General features: G+C 37.5%; 27 protein-coding genes. All 27 read left to right on the top strand.

The window, feature by feature from the left end; translation table 11 throughout:
• Nucleotides 1-275 precede the first annotated feature (275 nt).
• A complete protein-coding gene (locus tag BY457_RS04995) occupies nt 276-533 on the top strand; it encodes a hypothetical protein (protein ID WP_106152230.1) in 258 nt (85 codons plus the stop codon).
• Nucleotides 520-888: a PIN domain-containing protein gene (locus tag BY457_RS04990; RefSeq protein WP_106152229.1), complete on the top strand. Its 369-nt coding sequence runs from the start codon at nt 520-522 to the stop codon at nt 886-888. Before BY457_RS04995 ends, BY457_RS04990 begins: the two co-directional genes overlap by 14 nt.
• 260 nt (nt 889-1,148) lie before the next feature.
• Nucleotides 1,149-1,997, top strand: coding sequence for an ABC transporter permease (locus BY457_RS04985; RefSeq protein ID WP_106152228.1), 849 nt, complete (start codon nt 1,149-1,151; stop codon nt 1,995-1,997).
• A 160-nt stretch (nt 1,998-2,157) separates the two neighbouring features.
• Nucleotides 2,158-2,457 (top strand): type VII toxin-antitoxin system MntA family adenylyltransferase antitoxin, encoded by a 300-nt coding sequence (gene mntA / locus BY457_RS04980; protein ID WP_106152227.1) that lies wholly within the window; start codon nt 2,158-2,160, stop codon nt 2,455-2,457.
• 25 nt (nt 2,458-2,482) lie between these two features.
• A complete protein-coding gene (locus BY457_RS04975) occupies nt 2,483-2,800 on the top strand; it encodes a HepT-like ribonuclease domain-containing protein (RefSeq protein ID WP_219885136.1) in 318 nt (105 codons plus the stop codon).
• Between the two features lie 19 nt (nt 2,801-2,819).
• Complete coding sequence (locus tag BY457_RS18985) at nt 2,820-2,990, top strand: hypothetical protein (protein WP_181256382.1); 171 nt, start codon at nt 2,820-2,822, stop codon at nt 2,988-2,990.
• Between the two features lie 269 nt (nt 2,991-3,259).
• A complete protein-coding gene (locus tag BY457_RS04965; protein WP_106152224.1) occupies nt 3,260-3,667 on the top strand; it encodes a GxxExxY protein in 408 nt (135 codons plus the stop codon).
• A 343-nt stretch (nt 3,668-4,010) separates the two neighbouring features.
• Entirely contained in the window at nt 4,011-4,238 is a 228-nt protein-coding gene (locus BY457_RS04960) for a UPF0175 family protein (RefSeq protein WP_106152223.1), read from the top strand.
• A complete protein-coding gene (locus BY457_RS04955) occupies nt 4,231-4,686 on the top strand; it encodes a DUF3368 domain-containing protein (protein WP_106152222.1) in 456 nt (151 codons plus the stop codon). The genes BY457_RS04960 and BY457_RS04955 overlap by 8 nt, the downstream gene beginning before the upstream one ends.
• A gap of 51 nt (nt 4,687-4,737) precedes the next feature.
• Complete coding sequence (locus BY457_RS18980; protein WP_181256380.1) at nt 4,738-4,908, top strand: hypothetical protein; 171 nt, start codon at nt 4,738-4,740, stop codon at nt 4,906-4,908.
• A 258-nt stretch (nt 4,909-5,166) separates the two neighbouring features.
• Nucleotides 5,167-5,565: a GxxExxY protein gene (locus tag BY457_RS04950; RefSeq protein ID WP_106152221.1), complete on the top strand. Its 399-nt coding sequence runs from the start codon at nt 5,167-5,169 to the stop codon at nt 5,563-5,565.
• Between the two features lie 281 nt (nt 5,566-5,846).
• Nucleotides 5,847-6,362 (top strand): ABC transporter ATP-binding protein, encoded by a 516-nt coding sequence (locus BY457_RS04945; protein WP_308738100.1) that lies wholly within the window; start codon nt 5,847-5,849, stop codon nt 6,360-6,362.
• Nucleotides 6,359-7,780: an RNA-binding domain-containing protein gene (locus BY457_RS04940; RefSeq protein ID WP_106152220.1), complete on the top strand. Its 1,422-nt coding sequence runs from the start codon at nt 6,359-6,361 to the stop codon at nt 7,778-7,780. Before BY457_RS04945 ends, BY457_RS04940 begins: the two co-directional genes overlap by 4 nt.
• Nucleotides 7,781-8,652: 872 nt before the next feature.
• Nucleotides 8,653-8,925 (top strand): GIY-YIG nuclease family protein, encoded by a 273-nt coding sequence (locus tag BY457_RS19330; RefSeq protein WP_106152219.1) that lies wholly within the window; start codon nt 8,653-8,655, stop codon nt 8,923-8,925.
• Nucleotides 8,922-9,203, top strand: coding sequence for a GxxExxY protein (locus tag BY457_RS04930; RefSeq protein ID WP_258176619.1), 282 nt, complete (start codon nt 8,922-8,924; stop codon nt 9,201-9,203). Before BY457_RS19330 ends, BY457_RS04930 begins: the two co-directional genes overlap by 4 nt.
• A 948-nt stretch (nt 9,204-10,151) precedes the next feature.
• On the top strand, nt 10,152-10,604 hold the full coding sequence (locus BY457_RS04925; RefSeq protein ID WP_146130952.1) for a hypothetical protein: 453 nt from the start codon (nt 10,152-10,154) through the stop codon (nt 10,602-10,604).
• A 172-nt stretch (nt 10,605-10,776) separates the two neighbouring features.
• On the top strand, nt 10,777-10,998 hold the full coding sequence (locus tag BY457_RS04920; protein ID WP_106152216.1) for a hypothetical protein: 222 nt from the start codon (nt 10,777-10,779) through the stop codon (nt 10,996-10,998).
• A complete protein-coding gene (locus BY457_RS04915) occupies nt 10,989-11,429 on the top strand; it encodes a type II toxin-antitoxin system VapC family toxin (RefSeq protein ID WP_106152215.1) in 441 nt (146 codons plus the stop codon). The genes BY457_RS04920 and BY457_RS04915 overlap by 10 nt, the downstream gene beginning before the upstream one ends.
• Nucleotides 11,430-11,589: 160 nt before the next feature.
• On the top strand, nt 11,590-11,979 hold the full coding sequence (locus BY457_RS04910) for a GxxExxY protein (protein WP_106152214.1): 390 nt from the start codon (nt 11,590-11,592) through the stop codon (nt 11,977-11,979).
• 286 nt (nt 11,980-12,265) lie between these two features.
• A complete protein-coding gene (locus BY457_RS04905; protein WP_106152213.1) occupies nt 12,266-13,546 on the top strand; it encodes an ABC transporter ATP-binding protein in 1,281 nt (426 codons plus the stop codon).
• A gap of 16 nt (nt 13,547-13,562) precedes the next feature.
• Nucleotides 13,563-13,970 (top strand): sugar 3,4-ketoisomerase, encoded by a 408-nt coding sequence (locus BY457_RS04900; RefSeq protein ID WP_106152212.1) that lies wholly within the window; start codon nt 13,563-13,565, stop codon nt 13,968-13,970.
• Nucleotides 13,954-14,502, top strand: a complete 549-nt coding sequence (locus BY457_RS04895) for an acyltransferase (protein WP_106152211.1) — start codon at nt 13,954-13,956, stop codon at nt 14,500-14,502. The genes BY457_RS04900 and BY457_RS04895 overlap by 17 nt, the downstream gene beginning before the upstream one ends.
• 10 nt (nt 14,503-14,512) lie before the next feature.
• Entirely contained in the window at nt 14,513-14,818 is a 306-nt protein-coding gene (locus BY457_RS04890) for a hypothetical protein (RefSeq protein ID WP_106152210.1), read from the top strand.
• Nucleotides 14,808-16,367 (top strand): DegT/DnrJ/EryC1/StrS family aminotransferase, encoded by a 1,560-nt coding sequence (locus BY457_RS04885; protein WP_106152209.1) that lies wholly within the window; start codon nt 14,808-14,810, stop codon nt 16,365-16,367. The genes BY457_RS04890 and BY457_RS04885 overlap by 11 nt, the downstream gene beginning before the upstream one ends.
• Nucleotides 16,360-18,159, top strand: coding sequence for a glycosyltransferase (locus BY457_RS04880; protein WP_106152208.1), 1,800 nt, complete (start codon nt 16,360-16,362; stop codon nt 18,157-18,159). Before BY457_RS04885 ends, BY457_RS04880 begins: the two co-directional genes overlap by 8 nt.
• Nucleotides 18,149-19,090 carry a glycosyltransferase family 32 protein gene (locus BY457_RS04875; RefSeq protein ID WP_106152207.1) on the top strand — a complete coding sequence of 314 codons (942 nt, stop codon included), beginning with the start codon at nt 18,149-18,151 and terminating at the stop codon, nt 19,088-19,090. The genes BY457_RS04880 and BY457_RS04875 overlap by 11 nt, the downstream gene beginning before the upstream one ends.
• Nucleotides 19,083-19,640: an acyltransferase gene (locus BY457_RS04870; protein WP_106152206.1), complete on the top strand. Its 558-nt coding sequence runs from the start codon at nt 19,083-19,085 to the stop codon at nt 19,638-19,640. Before BY457_RS04875 ends, BY457_RS04870 begins: the two co-directional genes overlap by 8 nt.
• Nucleotides 19,641-19,677 lie beyond the last annotated feature (37 nt).

The raw sequence follows: 19,677 nt of genomic DNA, 5'->3' as shown, positions 1-19,677 counted from the left end.
CGGCTCTGCCGCTTGCTTGCAAGAATTCGTGGTTCCAAAAAAGTTGCGAAGCAACCGCCGCCCGCAGGGCATAAGTCAATTATCAATGATCAATTACCAATAATCTGTGTAAATCTGTGCCATCTGTGGACAACCCATAGTTGCGAAGCAACCGCCGCACGCAAGGCAAAAAAACAATCAGTGGGAAAATGAGTGATACTAAAATAAAAAAAGTGCCCGGACAACCACATTGCACCGCAGTAATTATATCATTATCTTTGATAAAAAGATGACAAATGAAGGCAGTAGAATTCACATCAAACCTAAAAAATAAAACCATTACAGTTCCGGAAAACATTTCCGGATATCTTGAAAATGGTAAAAAAGTAAGAGTTATCCTGCTCCTGGAGGACAATAACAATACTAATGACTCTTCACAGAATAAGGAATATAAAGCAGCCGGTAGCCTGAAGAGATTTGCATCATCCAATAAAGTAGCTGAAGAAAAAACAGCCTGGGAAAAACACGTCAAAGATAAGTATGAAAATCATTGATGCCAATTACATACTCCGGTATCTCCTAAAAGACATTGATGAACAATATCTGAAATCAGCTTCTGTTATTGAGAATTACAACGTGTTTTTGCCAGGTGAGATTATTGCTGAAGTTGTGTATGTATTACAAAAAGTTTATCAGGTGCCTGATGAAATTATAAAGAGTACCCTTCTCGATTTGTTTGAATACCCAACAATTTCAATCAATGAACCTAAAATCATAAAAAAAGCATTGTCAATCTTTGCCGGGAATAGAGTCGATTATGCAGATGCTCTTCTGATTGCTTTTGTTAAAGAAAAAAATGCTACCATATTTACATTCGATAAAAAGGTAAACAGAATTATTAACCAATAAATCTGCGTCCATCTGCGCCATCTGCGTACAACCCATAGTTGCGTAGCAACAGCCGCACGCAGTGCATAAGTCAATTATCAATGACCAATTATCAATGACCAATTATCAATGATCAATTACCAATAATCTGTGTTCATCTGTGCCATCTGTGGACAACCCATAGTTGCGTAGCAACAGCCGCACGCAGTGCATAAATTCATTTAATTCGTTAAATTCGCGGTTCCTAAAAACGTTGCGCAAGCAACCCCTCATAAATACCAATGACTGAAAATTACGACCTCATCATCCGCCCCAAGCGGCATGCATTCGACATCAATTTCAAGGAAATCTGGAATTACCGCGACCTGCTCTACATGTTCGTTAAGCGGGATGTCATCACCATTTACAAACAAACCGTCCTGGGTCCCATCTGGTTTGTGGTGCAGCCCATCCTCACCACCGCCATCTACATCCTGGTTTTTGGCAACATCGCCAAGATCAGTACCGATGGCGTACCCGGAGCATTGTTCTACCTGGCCGGAGTCACCCTCTGGAATTACTTTGCCGAGAGCTTCAACACCACCTCCAAAACATTTAAGGACAATGCCGACATCTTTGGCAAGGTTTATTTCCCCCGGCTCATCATGCCCTTTGCCAAAGTATCCTCCGGACTCATAAAATTCGGAATACAATTCATGTTTTTCCTGGCCGTCTATGCCTATTACCTGATATCGGGAAATGCCAGCGTTCAGCCCAATATCTATATCCTGCTACTACCACTGTTGGTATTACTAATGGCCATGTTCGGCCTGGGTGCCGGACTCATATTTACCAGTCTCACCACCAAATACCGCGACCTCACCTTCCTGTTGCAGTTTGGCGTACAACTGCTAATGTATGCCACCCCGGTGATCTACCCCCTCAGCACCATCCCCGATGGCAAACTAAAAATGCTCATCCTGGCCAACCCCATCACCCCCCTCATGGAGACATTCAAATATGCCTTCCTGGGTGCCGGTCACTTCAGCTGGATAAGTTTGGGGTACAGCATCGCCTTTGCCACCATATTGTTGACGGCAGGTATCGTGGTGTTTCATAAAACGGAGAGAAACTTTATCGATACAGTGTAATCCGCAAAAATTTATTATCGCTTCGCGATTTTTTGTTATCCGCAGATGACGCAGATGAACACAGATTTTTAAATTATCATATTAGTTTTTTATCAGATAATTACAAAAGTTTAAACGAATGCAAAAATTCCATATATTTAACCAATAAATACTATTGTATATGGTAGACACCCGTAAAATATTAAACTATTTGCAAGCCAATAAAGAAAGATTGAGCAGAGATTATCATCTGACTCAGATTGGATTATTCGGATCAGTGGCTCGTGGAGATCAAAAAGCTGATAGCGATATTGACATTGCAATTGAATTTGAACCTAACACTCCTGATTTATATTCGCTTAAGCTCAATCTCAAGCAAGAGATACAGAAGAAATTTAACAGACCTGTTGATATTTGCCGTATAAAATACATAAAACCAATCTTTAAAAACCAGATTCTTTCAGAAATCAAATATGTTTAATGGTTCTCATAAGGATTTTGCCTGTTTGCTTAATATCTTAGAATCCATCGAAAAAATTAAGCAGTACTCTGTTGATTGCTCTAATTCGGACGACTTCTTCAGTGAATCAAAAACATTCGATGCTGCACTGATGAATTTCATCATTATCGGAGAAATGGCTGAGAGACTATCCGAAAACTTCAAGCATTCTTCAGAATCAGAAATTGACTGGTTTAAAATCCGGGGCTTTAGAAACATTATAGCTCACAACTATTTCGGAATTGATGCAGAAGAAGTTTGGCAAATAATTAATACCACATTGCCTGATTTAGAAACAAAAATAAAAAGAATAGTTCACCATTAAATTCCAAACATCAAATTTAATGAGCCTAAACGAAGACCCAACATACACCAAATTGAAGTCCCTTGCCGAAAAATACCCGGAGAACATTCTGCTTCAACTTAAGCTAAAATACTATCGCCCATATCCCCCAACGGGTATATCAGACGATGATGTTCTCTACGAAGCGCTCAAAGAGAAATATAACCGTTAGAGGGGCTTAAAATGAGTCCACAAATAAAATATTTAACGGCTGTGCCGTTTGGTTTGGGGTCCACGAATTACACAAATTCTTGCAAGCAAGCGGCAGAGCCGAGCGTTAAGAATTATTGGCCTACGGCCCTTATGTTGCAAAGTAACATTATTCAAGAACTGCTTGCAGTTCTATTAATTCGTGAAATTCGTGGACAAAAAAACGTTGCGAAGCAACAAGCCGCACGCAGTGCAAAAAACAATTAGTAAAAACCCAAAATCCTAAAAATCATGCCTGACCTCCTATCCCAAAATCAAATCCTCTACAAGGATGAAGCCTACAAAATAATTGGTGCCGCAATGGAAGTACACAGAGTACTTGGCCCTGGTTTCCTCGAGGCTATCTACCAGGAGGCTTTGGAAATAGAATTTCAAAACAGAAACATCCCCTACCAGCGGGAAGCTCCTCTAAAAGTAAATTACAAGAACCACACCCTAAAAAAAGAATACACCGCAGATTTCATATGCTACGACAAAATAATTATTGAAACAAAAGCTGTAACAGAATTTGATAACATTCATGAAGCACAAATATTCAACTACCTTAAGACAACTGGCTTTAAGCTTGGAATACTTGTAAATTTTGGAAAGATTTCATTAGATTATCAACGCATTGTGAAAGAACGACAAACAAAATGATTTTCTTAACGCTAAATATAAACCGCGAATTAAACGAATTGTACGAATTAACAAACCGCAAAGCGGTTTAATAAACAGCAAAGCTGTTAAAAAATTCGCCTAATTCGTTTAATTCGCGGTTCCTCAAAACGTTGCGAAGCAACCGCCCGAAGGGCCAATAGTACATTAGTGGAAAAACCTGAGCAATACAGTAATCAAAATAGAAAACCTCTCCAAGATCTACCGCCTCAGTAAACCAGGCTGCGCCTAAAGTATTTGAATATTAGAATTATATCTTACCTTTAATTAATCATACATAATGTGACGCAATATTAGTATTGTGATACTTTGAAAAAAACCAATTATGAGAACAGTTCAATTAAATATTCCTGATGGTCTTGATTTAAAAGATTATGACTTTTCAATGATAGTTGCTTCAAAACTATATGAGGAAGCCAAATTATCAGCCGGTCAGGCAGCAGAAATAGTTGGATTATCCAAAAGAGCTTTCATAGAAATGCTTGGGAAATATGGAGTATCGGTTTTCAGCGATTCAATAACTGATTTACATTCAGATATAGCAAATGCATAGAATTGTAATTTCTGATACAAGCACACTTATTCTTTTTCACAAAATTGATGAATTCAGTTTGTTAGAAAAAGTATATGGAGAATTAATAACAACCCCCGAAATCGCTGAGGAATTTGGTGAAAAACTCCCTGATTGGGTAAAAATTCAATCCGTAAGGGATACAAAATACCAAAAGTTTCTTGAAACACAGGTTGACTATGCCGAAGCAAGTGCAATAGCATTAGCTGCTGAATTCGAAGATGTAACATTGTTATTGGATGATTTAAAAGCCAGAAAATTAGCAACTCAATTACATTTTAAAGTAACCGGTGCTCTTGGTGTGATTCATAAAGCTAAACAAATGTCAATCATCCCAAAAGTGAAACCCCTGATTAACAAATTATTGAAAACTGATTTTAGAATTGCAGACAATATTATTCAGGAAATTTTGAAATTAAATAACGAATAGAGCGCCAGCCAGGTAATTCCATCCTTAAGTCAAGAAGAGCATAAAAAAACAATGATCTTAAACGAAGACCCAACATACATCGAATTAAAAATGCTTGCTGAAAAACACCCGGAGAATACTCTGCTTCAACTTAAGCTAAAATACTATCGCCCATATCCCCCAACGGGTATATCAGACGATGATGTTCTCTACGAAGCACTCAAAGAGAAATATAACCGTTAGTGGATAAAAAAATGAGTAACACAGTAATTAAAATAAACCGCCCTACCGCATACCCCCTAACCCCCTGAAAGGGGAACCCCCACCCCGTAATCCCTTAATCTGTGAAATCTGTGGACAATCAACGTTGCAAAGCAACAGCCGCACGCAGTGCATAAATTCGCGTTATTCGTTTAATTCGCGGTACCAAAAAAAAAATTGCGAAGCAACACCCGCCCACAGGGCACAAACAATTAGCGGAAAGCCAAAAAATCATACATCATGCCTGACCTGTTAGCCCAAAATCAAATCCTCTACAAAGACGAATCCTACAAAATTATTGGTGCCGCAATGGAGGTACACCGCGAACTTGGCCCTGGTTTCCTCGAAGCAGTATATCAAGAGGCCCTGGAAATAGAATTCCAAAACAGAAACATCCCCTATCAACGGGAAGCACCTCTAAAAGTAAATTACAAGGGGCACACCTTAAAAAAAGAATACACCGCAGATTTCATCTGCTACGACAAAATAGTCATAGAAACAAAAGCTGTAACTGAATTTGATAACATTCATGAAGCACAAGTATTCAATTACCTTAAGACAACTGGCTTTAAGCTTGGAATACTTGTAAACTTTGGGAAAAATTCATTAGATTATCAACGCATTGTGAAAGAACGATAAACAAAATGATTTTCTTAACGCTAAATATAAACCGCGAATTATGCGAATTGTGCGAATTAACAAACCGCTTTGCGGTTTAATAAGCAGCGTAGCTGTTAAAAATTCGCTTAGCTCGGCTATCCCGCTTTGCTCGCAAAGAATCTGCGACATCTACGGATAAACACAAAGTTGCGAAGCAACCGCCCGTAGGGCAATAATTCGCTTAATTCGTTTAATTCGCGGTTCCTAAAAACGTTGCGAAGCAACCGCCCGAAGGGCCAATAATACATTAGTGGAAAAAAATGAGTGATACCGTAATTAAAATAGAAAATCTTTCGAAGATTTACAGATTAGGTGAAATTGGCACCGGCACCCTCTCCCACGACCTTAACCGCTGGTGGGCCATGAACATCCGCGGTAAAGACGACCCCTACGCCCTCGTAGGAGGCGTCAACGACCGCACCGCCAAGGCCACCAAAGGCGAGCACATCGCCGCCCTCAAAGACATCAACCTCGAAGTAAAACAAGGCGAAGTACTCGGTATCATAGGCAAGAACGGCGCAGGCAAAAGCACCCTGCTGAAAGTCCTCAGCCGCGTTACCTCCCCCACCACCGGCAGCATCAGCGTGAAAGGCCGCCTGGCATCACTTTTAGAAGTAGGCACCGGCTTTCACCCCGAGATGACGGGCCGCGAAAACATCTACATGAACGGCACCCCCTCCTTTGCAAACAAGAGCAATACTGTTGCGATCTGCTATCTCAAAAAAAATGGTTACACAACAACGACTTTTCTAGCAAAAACAAATACAGCTTCGTGATAAATGCTGAAAAAATAGAAAAACTCCTCCAACAGGGAGAAGGAATTACTATAGAATTCAAAAAAGCAAAGAAACAACTGCCTTCCAGTCTGTTTGAATCCATCTGTGCCTTTTTAAATCGAAATGGTGGAGAAATTGTATTAGGAGTAACCGACGACAAGACCATAGAAGGTATCGAACCTCACATTGCAGAACAACTTGTTAAACAAATATCCAATACCAGTAATAATCCACAATTGTTATCACCTTCATTCCTTATCGATGCCCAAATAGTAAAATATCAGGATAAAACCCTTGTTTACATCCTTGTACCGGCTTCATCACAAGTACATCAATTCAAAGGGAAAATTTATGACAGAAGTGCTGATGGGGACTTTGAATTATCAACCGGAGAGCAGCTTAAACAAGTTTACGTCAGAAAAAGTACTCAGTATTCGGAAAACACCATTTATCCTTTTCTTGAACAAAATGACTTTGCAGAGGGAATAGTGGAACGTTGCCGTAAAATCATTCGAAGCAACAGACCAGATCACCCATGGAATGAGTTAACCGATCTAGAGTTCTTTAGAACTGCCGGTCTGTACAGAAAAGACCTTGCCACAGGTAAAGAAGGCTTTACTATGTCGGCATTGTTACTATTTGGGAAAGATGAAATTATTCAAAGTGCATTACCCCATTTCAAAATAGACGCACTCCTGCGTAGAGACCACATTGAAAGATATGACGACCGGGAAAATATCAGATGCAACATCATTGAAGCCTATGACAAACTTATGGCTTTTGTGGCCAAGCATCTACCGGATAAGTTTTATCTGCAAAACGATCAACGAGTATCCCTGCGCGACAAAATTTTCAGGGAGGTGGTTGCTAACATTCTGATACATCGCGAATATTCCAATTCCTTTCCTACATCTTTCATTATTTATGAAGACAGGTTAGAAACAAAAAATGCCAATAAAGCACATATTCATCAAACTCTTAAACCAGGCAATTACGAACCTTACCCCAAAAATCCACACATTGCCCAAATGTTTACCCAAATGGGGCGCACAGAAGAGCTTGGAACTGGCATTCAGAATGTCTTTAAATATTCAATGGCATACTCAGGTAACAACAATATTCAATTCAAAGAAAATGATGTTTTTTTAACCATAATCCCCTTAAAGCCGATTCCAGACAATGAGGGATTAAATGAGGGATTAAATGAGGGATTAAATGAGGGATTAAATGAAGTGGAACTTAAGATACTACAAAGTATAAGAGCAACACCCGGCATCAACATGTTAAACATTTCCAAAAAATTAGGAATCCCTTACAAAACCATTGAACGACATATAAGAAATCTTACACGAAAAAATTTTATTGAACGCCAAGGCAGCAAAAAAACCGGAGGTTATGTCATAACCCGAAAAGTTTAGTGTATGGTTTTTCACCATCCACCGAAACTTCGCTATTTTTGCCACGTAGTAAAAATTGATCTTTTCCCGGTGGGGCAGCTGTGACTCACCGCGCCGTAGGCGTGAGGTGATTCAATGATCAATTATCAATGATTAATTATCAATGGACTCAACATACAACGAGTTAAAGACTCTTGCCAAAAAGTTTCCGTGGAATACTCTGCTTCAACTCAAACTAAAATACTATCGCCCATATCCCTCAACCGATATATCGGACGACGAGATACTCTTCGAAGCACTCAAAGAAAAATATAACTGTTAGAGGGGCTTAAAATGAGTCCACAAATAAAATATAAAAACGACTGCGCCGTTTTGTTTTGGGTCCACGAATTTCACGAATTATACGAATTTTTTGCCTTCGCTGCTTATGTTGCAAAGCAACATTATTCAAGAACTGCTTGCTGGTCTATTAATTCGTTAAATTCGTGTCGCTCGGCGCTGCCGCTTGCTTGCAAGAATTGACAACATCACAATCATCCTTTTAAGGTGTTATCGAACTCCTTTCAATCGTTTCGTGGACAAAAAAAAGTTGCGAAGCAGCAAGCCGCCTGCAGGGCATAATTCGTAAAATTCGTGTAATTCGTGGACAAAAAAAGTTGCGAAGCAACCGCCCGCAGGGCAAATAACCAATTAGTAAGAAACCCAAAATCCTAAAAGCCATGCCTGACCTTCTAGCCCAAAATCAAATCCTCTATTCACCCTGTGTAATAGCTTTCTTTAAGCATTCTTATCTCGTATTTTACATTGAATACTTGACAAATAATTATTACACGGGGTAAAGATGAATCCTACAAAATAATTGGCGCTGCAATGGAGGTTTACCCTGTGTAATAATGTATTATACATACGTTTTATATAGTCAAAAAGATAAAATGTTCTACACAGGATACACCTCTAACCTGGAAGAACGTTTGAAAGCCCATAATAATGGAGAAGTAGCTTCTACTAAAAATCGAATACCACTAAAACTGGTATATTTCGAGGCTTGTTTAAACCAACAGGATGCCACTCATAGAGAAAAATACTTAAAAACAACTTATGGCAAAAGATATATCAAGAATAGAATAAAGAATTTTCTTTATAATGAATCCTATTACACAGGGTGAATCAGGAAGCTTTGGAAATAGAATTCATAAACAGGAACATCCCATACCAACGGGAAGCACCCTTAAAAGTGCATTACAAGGGCCAAACTTTGAAAAAAGAATATACTGCAGATTTCATCTGCTACGACAAAATAGTCATCGAAACAAAAGCACTGGAATGCCTGGTTTCCAAACATGAATCTCAGACATTCAATTACCTAAAAACAACAGGCTTCAAATTAGGCCTCTTAATTAACTTCGGTGAATTATCTTTGAGATACAAAAGAATTGTCCGTTAGGTGAGTCCACCAATAAAAAATATATAAACGGCTGCGCCGTTATTTTTGCTTGTCCACGAATTTTACAAATTATGCGAATGATTAGAACTGCAAGCAGTTCTAAAAAAAGTGTTGCTATGCAACACAAAGCCCGAAGGGCAATAATTCGATAAATTCGTGTAATTCGTGGACAGAAAATGTTGCGAAGCAACAAGCCGCATGCAATGTATTAATTCGTGGACAAAATGTTGCGCAAGTCACCTCCTAACTCTCTGAACTTCCGCCCCTCCCTCAGCAAACCCCCAAATTCCCCCTCCATTTTTATCCACTTTCCCCGAAACTTCTCTATTTTTGCACCGTAGTACAATATGTTTATGCAGGTGGGCCAACTGTGACTCACCGCGCCGTAGGCGTGGAGAGAAATCAATGATCAATTATCAATGGACTCAATATACATCGAATTAAAGTCCTTCCTGAAAAACACCAGGAGAACACTCTGCTTCAACTCAAACGATAATACTATCATTCTATGATAAAACGTTAATATATGGCCGAAACCCTTGAAATATTAAACTATTTGCAAGCCAATAAAACTTGTCAATAAAAATCCAGAAAGGGTAAATTCGATCTAACCAAAATATGATTAATTTTGTGACATGTGTAAAGAAAAATTAATAACAGGAATAAAAGTTACTCAACAAATGAGTAAAGCAAGGATTATTTTGAATAATCAAGTTATACCCAAAGAAGAACTTTTCCAAATACGGAAAAAGAAAGGCAAATTAAGCTCTGAACTCAGAAATGCTTTAAAATCAAATGCCTGATTTAATAATCATTGCCGGTTGTAATGGTGCAGGTAAATCCATTTTCGCTTCTTCATTTTTACCTGAAGGATTAACTTCTTTCGATTAGGACAGATTGTATTTAGAAAATTACCACAGCTTGCCGGACAGTGAATTCAGGGAAACTATGGCTAAGAATCAAACAACAAAATCTTTTGAAGCATCCATTGAAAAGGCTTTGTTATATAAAATGGATTTTTGCTACGAAACAAATTTCGATGCACATCCCTTACACTGGCCACAAGTATTTAAAGAAAATGGATATCAAATAAACTTGATTTTCTTTTGCTTGGATAATCAAGACATTGCAAGACACAGAGTTCAGGTGCGTACTGAATTTAAAGGTCATTTTGTGGATAATAAAACAATAGATTTGAAATGGAAAGCAGGATATAAAAACGCAAATTTATATTTTCGATTTTTTGATAATATTTTATTCGTTGATAACTCAAAGCAGAGCGATGTTTATACAAACTTATTACAGATTGAAAAAGGAGAAATAGTTTTAATGACCGAAAAAACACCAGATTATTTTAAACATCGGTTGCCGGATGTTTTTCAATTTATTCAGGCTGAATAAGGGCTGCTGAATAATACTTAGAAATTAATCTGTGAAAATCTGTAAACGCTCGGCTCTGCCGCTTGCTTGCAAGAATTCGTGAACAGAAAAACGTTGCAAAGCAACACCAGCCCGCAGAATAAAAATCAGCCACCAACGATTAAAATTCTTATCTTTAACAAAAATGAATGCCATGCAAACTAAAACCAACCATATAAACCAAATATTATCCCAAATAGAAGGTCTTAGTTATGATGAGAAAGTTGAAGTTATGGACAGGATCATACATAGCTTTAAAAAACAAAAATTAACTGCAAGACAAGGACTAAACAGCCTAAAAGGCTTGGGTAAAGACCTTTGGAAAAACATTAACGTGAATGAATACATAGATTCTCAACGAAAAACATGGGATTAATCAAAAAGTTTTCAGGGAAAAAAATTTTTCTGGATACAGCACCTATCATCTATTTTATCGAAGAAAATCCAGCGTACATTACTCGTTTGGAAAAACTGTTTAATGCCAATGCAGAAGGACTGTTTATTTTCAGCACCTCTGTTATTACTCTTATTGAAGTACTAATACACCCCTTAAAGAATGACAAGGTTGAGTTGTCTGAGCAGTACTCAAACATTCTTTGTTATTCGCCATCAATAGAGATGCTTGATATCAATGCGGACATTGCCAAAAATGCTGCAAAAATCAGAGCTAAATATGGCTTTAAAACTCCTGACGCAATCCAACTGGCATCTGCATTACAATCTGGTTCAGATTTTTTCATAACCAACGACAATCAGCTTAATAAATTCAAAGAATTAAAGGTTGTCTTGGTTGATCAACTAACTTGAAGCTTTTAGAATACAATACCCCAATCAATACATCGGACGATGATATACTAAAGTGGTGCTTAAAATGAGTCCACAAATAAAATATAAAAACGACTGCGCCGTTTTGTTTTGGGGGATCCACAGATTTCACAGATTACACAGATTTTAAATTTTTAAAATTATGACTAACCTAACCCCAAAAGAATTTCCCTTCAAAGAAGAAACTTACGAAATTATTGGAGCTGCAATGGAAGCTCATAAAATTCTTGGATCTGGTTTTCTTGAAGGAGTGTATCAGGAAGCATTAAGCATCGAATTCAAAACCAGAAACATTAAAAATGAAAGGGAAGTGCCATTACAAATCCAATATAAAGACCACGTCCTATCAAAGAAATACATTGCAGACTTTATTTGTTATGACAAAATTATTGTTGAACTAAAGGCTTTAAATGAGCTATGTGGAGATCATGAAGCACAGGTATTGAATTATCTAAAAGCCACCAATTTCAAAGTAGGCATTTTATTAAACTTTGGATGTAAAAGTCTCCAATACAAACGGATTGTATTGTAGCTGAAATATATTCTCTTTCACAAAACTTAATACAAAATAATCTGTGTAAATCTGTGTCGCTCGGCTATGCCGCTTGCTTGCAAGAATCTGTGGACAACCTAAAGTTGCGCAGCAACCACCCAAACCATACCCCCTAACCCCCCTGTAGAAAATATCACAGGGTAAACCTGAAAGGGGAACCCCAAACCCGCAAAACACAAGAATCTGTGTTAATCTGTGGAATCTGTGGACAAAAAAAGTTGCGGAGCAACCGCCCGAAGGGCCAATAAAACATTAGTGGAAATACATGAGTAATACTGTAATTAAAATAGAAAACCTCTCAAAGATTTACCGCCTCGGCGAAATAGGCACCGGCACCCTCTCCCACGACCTCAACCGCTGGTGGCAAATGAACATCCGCGGTAAAGATGACCCCTACGCCCTCGTAGGAGGCGTCAACGACCGCACCGCCAAGGCCACCAAAGGAGAGCACATCGCCGCCCTCAAAGACATCAACCTGGAAGTAAAACAGGGCGAAGTACTAGGCATCATTGGCAAAAACGGCGCAGGCAAAAGCACCCTGCTGAAAGTCCTCTCCCGCGTCACCTCCCCCACCACCGGCAGCATCAGCGTGAAAGGACGCCTGGCCTCACTGCTCGAGGTAGGCACCGGCTTTCACCCCGAGATGACAGGCCGCGAAAACATCTACATGAACGGCACCATCATGGGTATGCGCAAGTGGGAGATTGCCCGCAAGCTCGACGAGATCGTGGAGTTTGCCGGCGTGGCCAAATACTTAGACACCCCCGTGAAGCGTTACTCCAGCGGTATGAAGGTACGCCTGGGCTTTGCCGTGGCGGCCCACCTGGAACCGGAAATTCTCGTGGTGGATGAAGTACTGGCGGTGGGCGATGCGGAGTTCCAGAAAAAGGCCATCGGGAAAATGCAGGATGTGAGTACCAATGATGGTCGGACGGTGCTGTTTGTGAGTCATAATATGGCGAGTGTGAAAACACTTTGCACATCAGGCATGGTCTTAGTTAACGGGACAGAGGCTTTTACAGGAGATATCAAAGAAAGTGTAGACTTTTATCTCCAACAAGGTAACATTCAAACATCAACAACAAAAACATTCCCAAAAAACAACCCCGAAACATCAAATGATAGTATTGAACTTAGAAAGATAGAAGTAAGACCAAGGAGGGGTAATGAATTAAATATTGATTCAGGCATTCAATTTACAATTGAATTTGAGAACAAGCTTCCCAATATTAATTTGGATTGTACAATGGAAATTCGCACCCACGATGAGATTATAGTTTTTCACCAGGGCGCACTAGTTTCTACAAATCGAGATGCAAAAAAAGGGATTTTTGTTGTAAATGGTTTTTTACCTCCTCACACTTTAAATGCAGGAATTTACTATATCAAAATTGTTTTCGGGAAAGATCAAAGATACCCCTTACTTGTAAACAAAGATATTTTTGCTTTTGAAGTGCAAAACACAAGTACCGGACAGGGTGCGAATTTTAGCAAAATGAAAGGTGTTATTAGGCCTGATTTAAAATGGGAAATTCAACCCATCTAAGTTAACTATTATTTAAATGGAAAAACCACACATTATTAACTTCAAATCAATTGGTTCTTCAACCCTTGGCTACCTTTCTGTTGCTGAAGGAAACAAAGAAGTCCCCTTTGAAATAAAACGTGCCTATTGGACCTATTTCACACCACAAGATGTGACGAGAGGAGGGCATGCCAATATAAATAAAGAATTAGTTCTTGTTGCTGTTGCTGGAACTATTAACATTAACATCGAGATGCAGGATGGGTTTAAAGCAACATATACCTTATCCAAACCTGATGAAGGCTTATATTTACCGAAATTGTGTTGGCATAATATGCATTACTCACACAATGCTGTCCAATTGGTTTTAGCATCCAATCTTTATTCAGAAGAGGATTATATTCGCGATTACACCTTATTCAAAATCTATGGTAAAGATTCATAGATTAGCTGATGTACAGAGCCCCCACATTGGAAAGAACACCCAGATATGGCAGTACTCTGTGATTCTTAAAAACGCTAGAATTGGCGAAAATTGTAATATCAACTGCCATACATTTATTGAAAATGATGTCATCATTGGCAAAAATGTAACTGTAAAGTCCGGTGTTTTTCTTTGGGATGGCATAACCATCGAAGATGATGTCTTCTTAGGTCCTAATGTCACATTTACCAATGACATAGTACCCCGTTCAAAGAAATATCCGGAAAAATTCTCCACAACCCTAATAAAAAGAGGGGCATCTATTGGAGCTAACGTTACAATCATTGGGGGAATCACCATTAGCAAATATGCTTTAATCGGTGCAGGAAGTGTTGTCACAAAGGATGTACCTGCCTATACCTTATGGTATGGGAACCCCGCAAAACAACATGGATTTGTTTGTGAATGCGGCAATAAGCTTTCTTCCGAATTACACTGTACAAAGTGTAAAAAGAGTTATAAATTACAGAATAATACCATTTCTGAATTGTAAAAAATTAGCCATGCAACTACATATCATTAAAAAAAACAATGAGTTTGTTTTAGTCAATCCACCACAGGATCTTGCGGACAAATTTTTCATTGAGATTGACAGAAAAAATATTATTCCTGAAGAAAAAATAAAGAAATCACATACTCAGGAAAGTGATGCTTTTAAAAAAACTCAAGTGTTATACAGACAATTTCCAGAAGATGACTTTATCAAAGCATTGCATGAAAGTACGCCTCCCGATTACCAATACAAAGCTTCTGGTAAGGATGATGACGACTTATTGTACGATGCTTTAAAAGAGAAGTATGAGCTCTAAATATTATTGGGACACCAATGTAATTCTGGATATACTGCTTAAAAGGGAGCCTTTCTATGATAAGGTATCTGAATTATATAAATTATTCAAAGTTCAAAACAACTTGAATATTTATATTTCATCATCCCAACTTCATAATATCCATTTCATTGTTCAAAGAGAAAACTCAAAGAATAAAATTGATCCGGCTATTACAAAAAAACTAATAGATACCTTTTTGAAAAAATGCGATATTGTAAAAACGCCCGCTTACATTGACTCTTCAAATGAACTTGCTATAACAGATATTGAAGATTACCTGATCGAACTATCGGCTCGAACACTTAAGAACAGTAAAATTATTACCCGCGACAAAAAATTTCTTCAACAAAGTAACCTCACAATCACTGTTGATGAAGCAATTTCAGAAATCGAAGAACAGGAAGAAAAAAACATTTCTTTCCTGAATCTCGAGCAGGTAAACCTTCCACATAGAATTGAAATCGAAAAAGGCATCGACCGCGTACTGACAAGTGGATGGTACCTGCAGGGCAATGAGGTAAATGCTTTTGAGAAAGAATATGCAAAATTTATCGGCACCAATTACTGCATTGGGGTAGCCAACGGTCTGGATGCTTTGCGCCTTATATTCCGCGCTTACACAGAATTGGGGCAGATACAGGAGGGTGATGAAATTATTGTGCCGGCCAACACATACATTGCATCCATTCTGTCCATTAGCGATAACAACCTGAAGCCGGTATTGGTGGAACCCGATATTAACACCTACAACATAGATCCCTCTAAAGTTGAAGACAAAATCACTTCAAGAACTAAAGGGATAATGATTGTTCATCTTTACGGCCAAAATGCAATGCATCCGGAAATCGAAAGGCTGGTAGTAAAATATAACCTGAAACTTATTGAAGACAACGCACAAGCACAGGGCTGTTACTACGGGAAGAAACGAACAGGCTGTATCGGGCATGCAGCCGGTCACAGTTTCTATCCCGGAAAAAACCTCGGAGCATTGGGTGATGCAGGTGCTGTTACCACCAATGACAAGCAATTGGCAAATACCATACGTGCCATTGCCAATTATGGATCTTCTAAAAAATACATCAACGATTACAAAGGGCTCAACAGCCGCCTTGATGAAATACAAGCTGCTGTTTTACGCCCGAAACTAAGTGAGCTTGATGAAGACAACAATCGACGTGCAGAAATCGCCCGCTTTTACACCGAAAACATAATAAACCCAAATATCATCTTACCTGTAACCAAGGATTTTTTTCAACCCTCCAACCCTCTTTCTCACGTTTGGCACATCTACCCTATCCGATGCAAACAACGCGACAAATTACAGCAATACCTTGCCGATAATGGCATCCAGACACTAATCCATTATCCTGTTCCTCCTCATAAACAAAATGCCTATAAAGAATGGAACAATCAACACTGGCCAATTACAGAAAAAATACATGAGGAGATTTTGAGTTTGCCGATTAGTCCGGTAATGAAATTAGAGGAGGAGCATAAAATTACCGAAATAATTAATCATTATGAATAAAAATCCATTAGTATCCTTTTGCTTGTTTTGCTATAATCAAGAAAAATTTATTGAAGAAGCAATCGAAGGAGCTCTAAATCAAACTTATTCACCCTTAGAAATTATAATATCAGATGATTGCTCAACAGATTCTACTTTCCAGATAATTGAGAAAAAAGTTGCTAATTACAAAGGACCTCACAAATTAATAGTCAGACAAAACCAAAAAAATTTAGGTTTAGCAGAACATGTAAATACAGTATTATACAAAGTTGCAAAAGGTGAATATTTAGCCATGGCAGCAGGCGATGATATCTCTTTACCAGATAGGATAGATGAAACTATAGCCTTTTTTAATAAAAAAAAAGACATTCTAGCTGTTAGCACCGGACTTAAAATTATAGATAAGCAAGGATTAAAATTAAAAGAGCAATCTATAACTGAAAGCAAGATTTATTCTCTTGATTTTTTTCTATCAAAAAAATATTTTCATATAAACGGTCCCTCAAGAACTATTAGCCGGAAAGTTATTCATTATTTTCCTCCTTTATCCCCTTCTTGCCCAACCGAAGACACAACATTCTTGCTACGGTGCTTTATTTTGGGAAGTATAGGCTTATTAAATAAAAACTTGATAAAATACAGAAAACATGATAGTAGCATTACTTCTCCAATAAACTCTAAATCTATCAATAAAAAAGAAATCCTCAACCAATACAAAGTAGATCTTAATCATGCACTTTCAACTGGTTTAATCAATAAAAAATTATATAAAAGACTACTGAAAAAAATATCTACAAAACTCGATTACAGAAATAATAAACAAGGAGCTGTTACATTGATAAGAGATTTGCTTAATATTCAAAAAGGAAAAATATTTATATATAAAATATTGGTAAAACTACTCCCAAAGTATAAAAATGTTCTTGATTTAGTTTTTTTTCAAAAAATTCCACTTATTGATATAATTTCCTCAAAATATAATTTGCGCTTTTTTAGAAAAAGCACTTTAATAATCAATGGCTATACCAATAGCAAAAATTTCGGAGATGCGCTAAACAAAATTTTAATAAAAAAAATTTCAAATTTCCAAATTGCCTTTTTCAATTCAATTCAAAATTCAAACATTGATAACTTATTAATGATAGGTAGCATTATTCACTTATCAAATAATCGATCAATTATTTGGGGGGCAGGCTGCATTTCAGAAAACCATCTACCAAAAGAAGACCCCCTTTGTATTTGTGCCGTAAGAGGACCTTTAACCCGAAAATTACTTTTAAAACACAACATTGATTGTCCTGAGATTTATGGAGATCCCGCCTTGCTTTTCCCATTAGTCTATTCTGCCCCTCAAATCAAAAAAAAATATAAAATAGGGGTAATACCTCATTATATTGATAAAGATCACAAAAATATTAAATTATTAGAACAAGAAAATGATGTTTTAATAATTGACATCCAAACGGGAGGTAATTTTAAAACATTTGTAAAACAAATTCATTCCTGTCAATACATTATCTCAAGTTCCTTACATGGCTTAATTATTTCTGATGCCTATAATATTCCAAATGCTTGGATTTCTTTTGGAGATAAAATTGTTGGAAATAATTTTAAATTCCACGACTATTTTTTATCTGTTAAAAGAGAAGAAAAAGAGCCAATTAGTATAGTTGATAACATAGACTACTCCCTTATTGATGAAAAACTAAAAAAATGGCGGCCTATTTCAATAAATCTTAATCTCCTACTACAAGCTTTTCCATATCATCATAAACTAAAGAAAATAACCAAAACACAATATGATTCCTAAGATAATTCACTACTGCTGGTTTGGAGGTAATCCGAAAAATGATTTAATAAAGAAATGCATTACCAGTTGGAAGACGTTTTTGCCAGATTATGAAATTAAGGAATGGAATGAAACTAATATCGGCATTACCGAAAACGAATTTATGAACTTTTGTTACAAAGAAAAAAAATGGGCCTACGTAGCAGATTATGCAAGATTACTAGCTTTAAAAGAGTACGGTGGTATATATCTGGATACAGACATGGAAGTGATAAAACCCTTTCCTGAGCAATTCAGAACTTACACATTCCTGGCAGGCGAAGAAGTCGACAAGCAGGTAAGCTGTGGAATCATTGGAGCCGTTCCTGGATGCAGTTCAATTAGCCGTTTAATAGAGTACTATGATAAATTGGTATTACTTGAGCCCATACCTTTATTGCTAAATGATATCCTTGTGGAGGAAAATAATCTTAATTCGGAGGATTATTTTATACCCGGTTCAGAAGTATTTTATCCCATGCAGTACGATGGCACCTTAAAATCCATCAAAAACAGCTATACCATTCATCATTGGGAGGGTTCTTGGAAAAATAATGCCGACAAATTTTATTCAACCTTTTTTGCAGAAAGAAGCCACCTGTTTTCAAAAGATGAAAAAGAGGTTTTGATAGATATACATATTTATAAAAAAATAACCTTAAAGAATTTAATTGCGTTAGATGCCATTTGTTCAAAAAAACTGCCCCATGAAGTTTTTCTTAACCTGAGTAGCAAACACCGCAGAGCAGTTAAGCAATATATAGATAATAATTTTATTGACCCACCGCAGTTTAGTTTTTCACTTTTTCTCGAAGCCATTAACAACCCTTATTTGAAAAATTATTCTGTTTTATTCTACTGTAAGCTCTTTTTAAAATCTATAATTAAATTACAAAAGAATAAAAATGGTTAGACTTATTAAACGTATTATTCATCGACTCATAAATCCGCCTAAGCCCTTCTCTCCAATAGAGGATTTAAAAAGAAAAGGGTTAATCGTGGGGCAGAACTTTCACATGATGGGAGGTGTGATAATTGACTCTTCACACTGTTGGCACATTACCATCGGCGATAATGTAACCCTTGCCCCCAGAGTACATATTTTAGCGCACGATGCAAGCACTAAAAAGCCATTGAACTACACAAGAATAGGAAAAGTAAAAATAGGCAACAATGTATTTATTGGAGCAGGAGCAATTGTTTTACCCGGTGTTTACATCGGTAATGATGTTATAATTGGAGCTGGATCTGTAGTGACCAAAGATATACCTAATAATAGCCTCGCGGCTGGAAATCCATGCAGAATATTGGGCACCTACAAAGCATTCATTGAACAACGAAAAGAAGAAATGAAAAACGTACCCCTATTTCCGGAAGAATATACACTCAGAGCCAATTTAACAAAGGAAATGAAACAGGAAATGAATATTCTAATGAAGGAACGCTTTGGCTTTGTTATTTGAGACACCTGTATATTCGCCAGTTATTTTTAACAAATCA

The sequence above is a fragment of the Marinilabilia salmonicolor genome (assembly GCF_003003035.1).
In the GTDB taxonomy this organism is placed as follows: domain Bacteria; phylum Bacteroidota; class Bacteroidia; order Bacteroidales; family Marinilabiliaceae; genus Marinilabilia; species Marinilabilia salmonicolor_A.
The sequence above is the reverse complement of the archived record's forward strand: the minus strand, read 5'-3'. Positions and strand labels throughout refer to the sequence as shown.

What these genes read in the sequence shown, in the direction of transcription:
- BY457_RS04910 (WP_106152214.1), top strand. Translation starts at nt 11,590, where the DNA reads ATGACTAACCTAACCCCAAAAGAATTTCCCTTCAAAGAAGAAACTTAC.
- BY457_RS04895 (WP_106152211.1), top strand. Translation starts at nt 13,954, where the DNA reads ATGGTAAAGATTCATAGATTAGCTGATGTACAGAGCCCCCACATTGGA.
- BY457_RS04995 (WP_106152230.1), top strand. Translation starts at nt 276, where the DNA reads ATGAAGGCAGTAGAATTCACATCAAACCTAAAAAATAAAACCATTACA.
- BY457_RS04900 (WP_106152212.1), top strand. Translation starts at nt 13,563, where the DNA reads ATGGAAAAACCACACATTATTAACTTCAAATCAATTGGTTCTTCAACC.
- BY457_RS04990 (WP_106152229.1), top strand. Translation starts at nt 520, where the DNA reads ATGAAAATCATTGATGCCAATTACATACTCCGGTATCTCCTAAAAGAC.
- BY457_RS19330 (WP_106152219.1), top strand. Translation starts at nt 8,653, where the DNA reads ATGTATTATACATACGTTTTATATAGTCAAAAAGATAAAATGTTCTAC.
- BY457_RS04920 (WP_106152216.1), top strand. Translation starts at nt 10,777, where the DNA reads ATGCAAACTAAAACCAACCATATAAACCAAATATTATCCCAAATAGAA.
- BY457_RS18985 (WP_181256382.1), top strand. Translation starts at nt 2,820, where the DNA reads ATGAGCCTAAACGAAGACCCAACATACACCAAATTGAAGTCCCTTGCC.
- BY457_RS18980 (WP_181256380.1), top strand. Translation starts at nt 4,738, where the DNA reads ATGATCTTAAACGAAGACCCAACATACATCGAATTAAAAATGCTTGCT.
- BY457_RS04985 (WP_106152228.1), top strand. Translation starts at nt 1,149, where the DNA reads ATGACTGAAAATTACGACCTCATCATCCGCCCCAAGCGGCATGCATTC.
- BY457_RS04915 (WP_106152215.1), top strand. Translation starts at nt 10,989, where the DNA reads ATGGGATTAATCAAAAAGTTTTCAGGGAAAAAAATTTTTCTGGATACA.
- mntA (WP_106152227.1), top strand. Translation starts at nt 2,158, where the DNA reads ATGGTAGACACCCGTAAAATATTAAACTATTTGCAAGCCAATAAAGAA.
- BY457_RS04905 (WP_106152213.1), top strand. Translation starts at nt 12,266, where the DNA reads ATGAGTAATACTGTAATTAAAATAGAAAACCTCTCAAAGATTTACCGC.
- BY457_RS04955 (WP_106152222.1), top strand. Translation starts at nt 4,231, where the DNA reads ATGCATAGAATTGTAATTTCTGATACAAGCACACTTATTCTTTTTCAC.
- BY457_RS04950 (WP_106152221.1), top strand. Translation starts at nt 5,167, where the DNA reads ATGCCTGACCTGTTAGCCCAAAATCAAATCCTCTACAAAGACGAATCC.
- BY457_RS04945 (WP_308738100.1), top strand. Translation starts at nt 5,847, where the DNA reads ATGAGTGATACCGTAATTAAAATAGAAAATCTTTCGAAGATTTACAGA.
- BY457_RS04870 (WP_106152206.1), top strand. Translation starts at nt 19,083, where the DNA reads ATGGTTAGACTTATTAAACGTATTATTCATCGACTCATAAATCCGCCT.
- BY457_RS04885 (WP_106152209.1), top strand. Translation starts at nt 14,808, where the DNA reads ATGAGCTCTAAATATTATTGGGACACCAATGTAATTCTGGATATACTG.
- BY457_RS04925 (WP_146130952.1), top strand. Translation starts at nt 10,152, where the DNA reads ATGGCTAAGAATCAAACAACAAAATCTTTTGAAGCATCCATTGAAAAG.
- BY457_RS04890 (WP_106152210.1), top strand. Translation starts at nt 14,513, where the DNA reads ATGCAACTACATATCATTAAAAAAAACAATGAGTTTGTTTTAGTCAAT.
- BY457_RS04965 (WP_106152224.1), top strand. Translation starts at nt 3,260, where the DNA reads ATGCCTGACCTCCTATCCCAAAATCAAATCCTCTACAAGGATGAAGCC.
- BY457_RS04875 (WP_106152207.1), top strand. Translation starts at nt 18,149, where the DNA reads ATGATTCCTAAGATAATTCACTACTGCTGGTTTGGAGGTAATCCGAAA.
- BY457_RS04880 (WP_106152208.1), top strand. Translation starts at nt 16,360, where the DNA reads ATGAATAAAAATCCATTAGTATCCTTTTGCTTGTTTTGCTATAATCAA.
- BY457_RS04960 (WP_106152223.1), top strand. Translation starts at nt 4,011, where the DNA reads ATGAGAACAGTTCAATTAAATATTCCTGATGGTCTTGATTTAAAAGAT.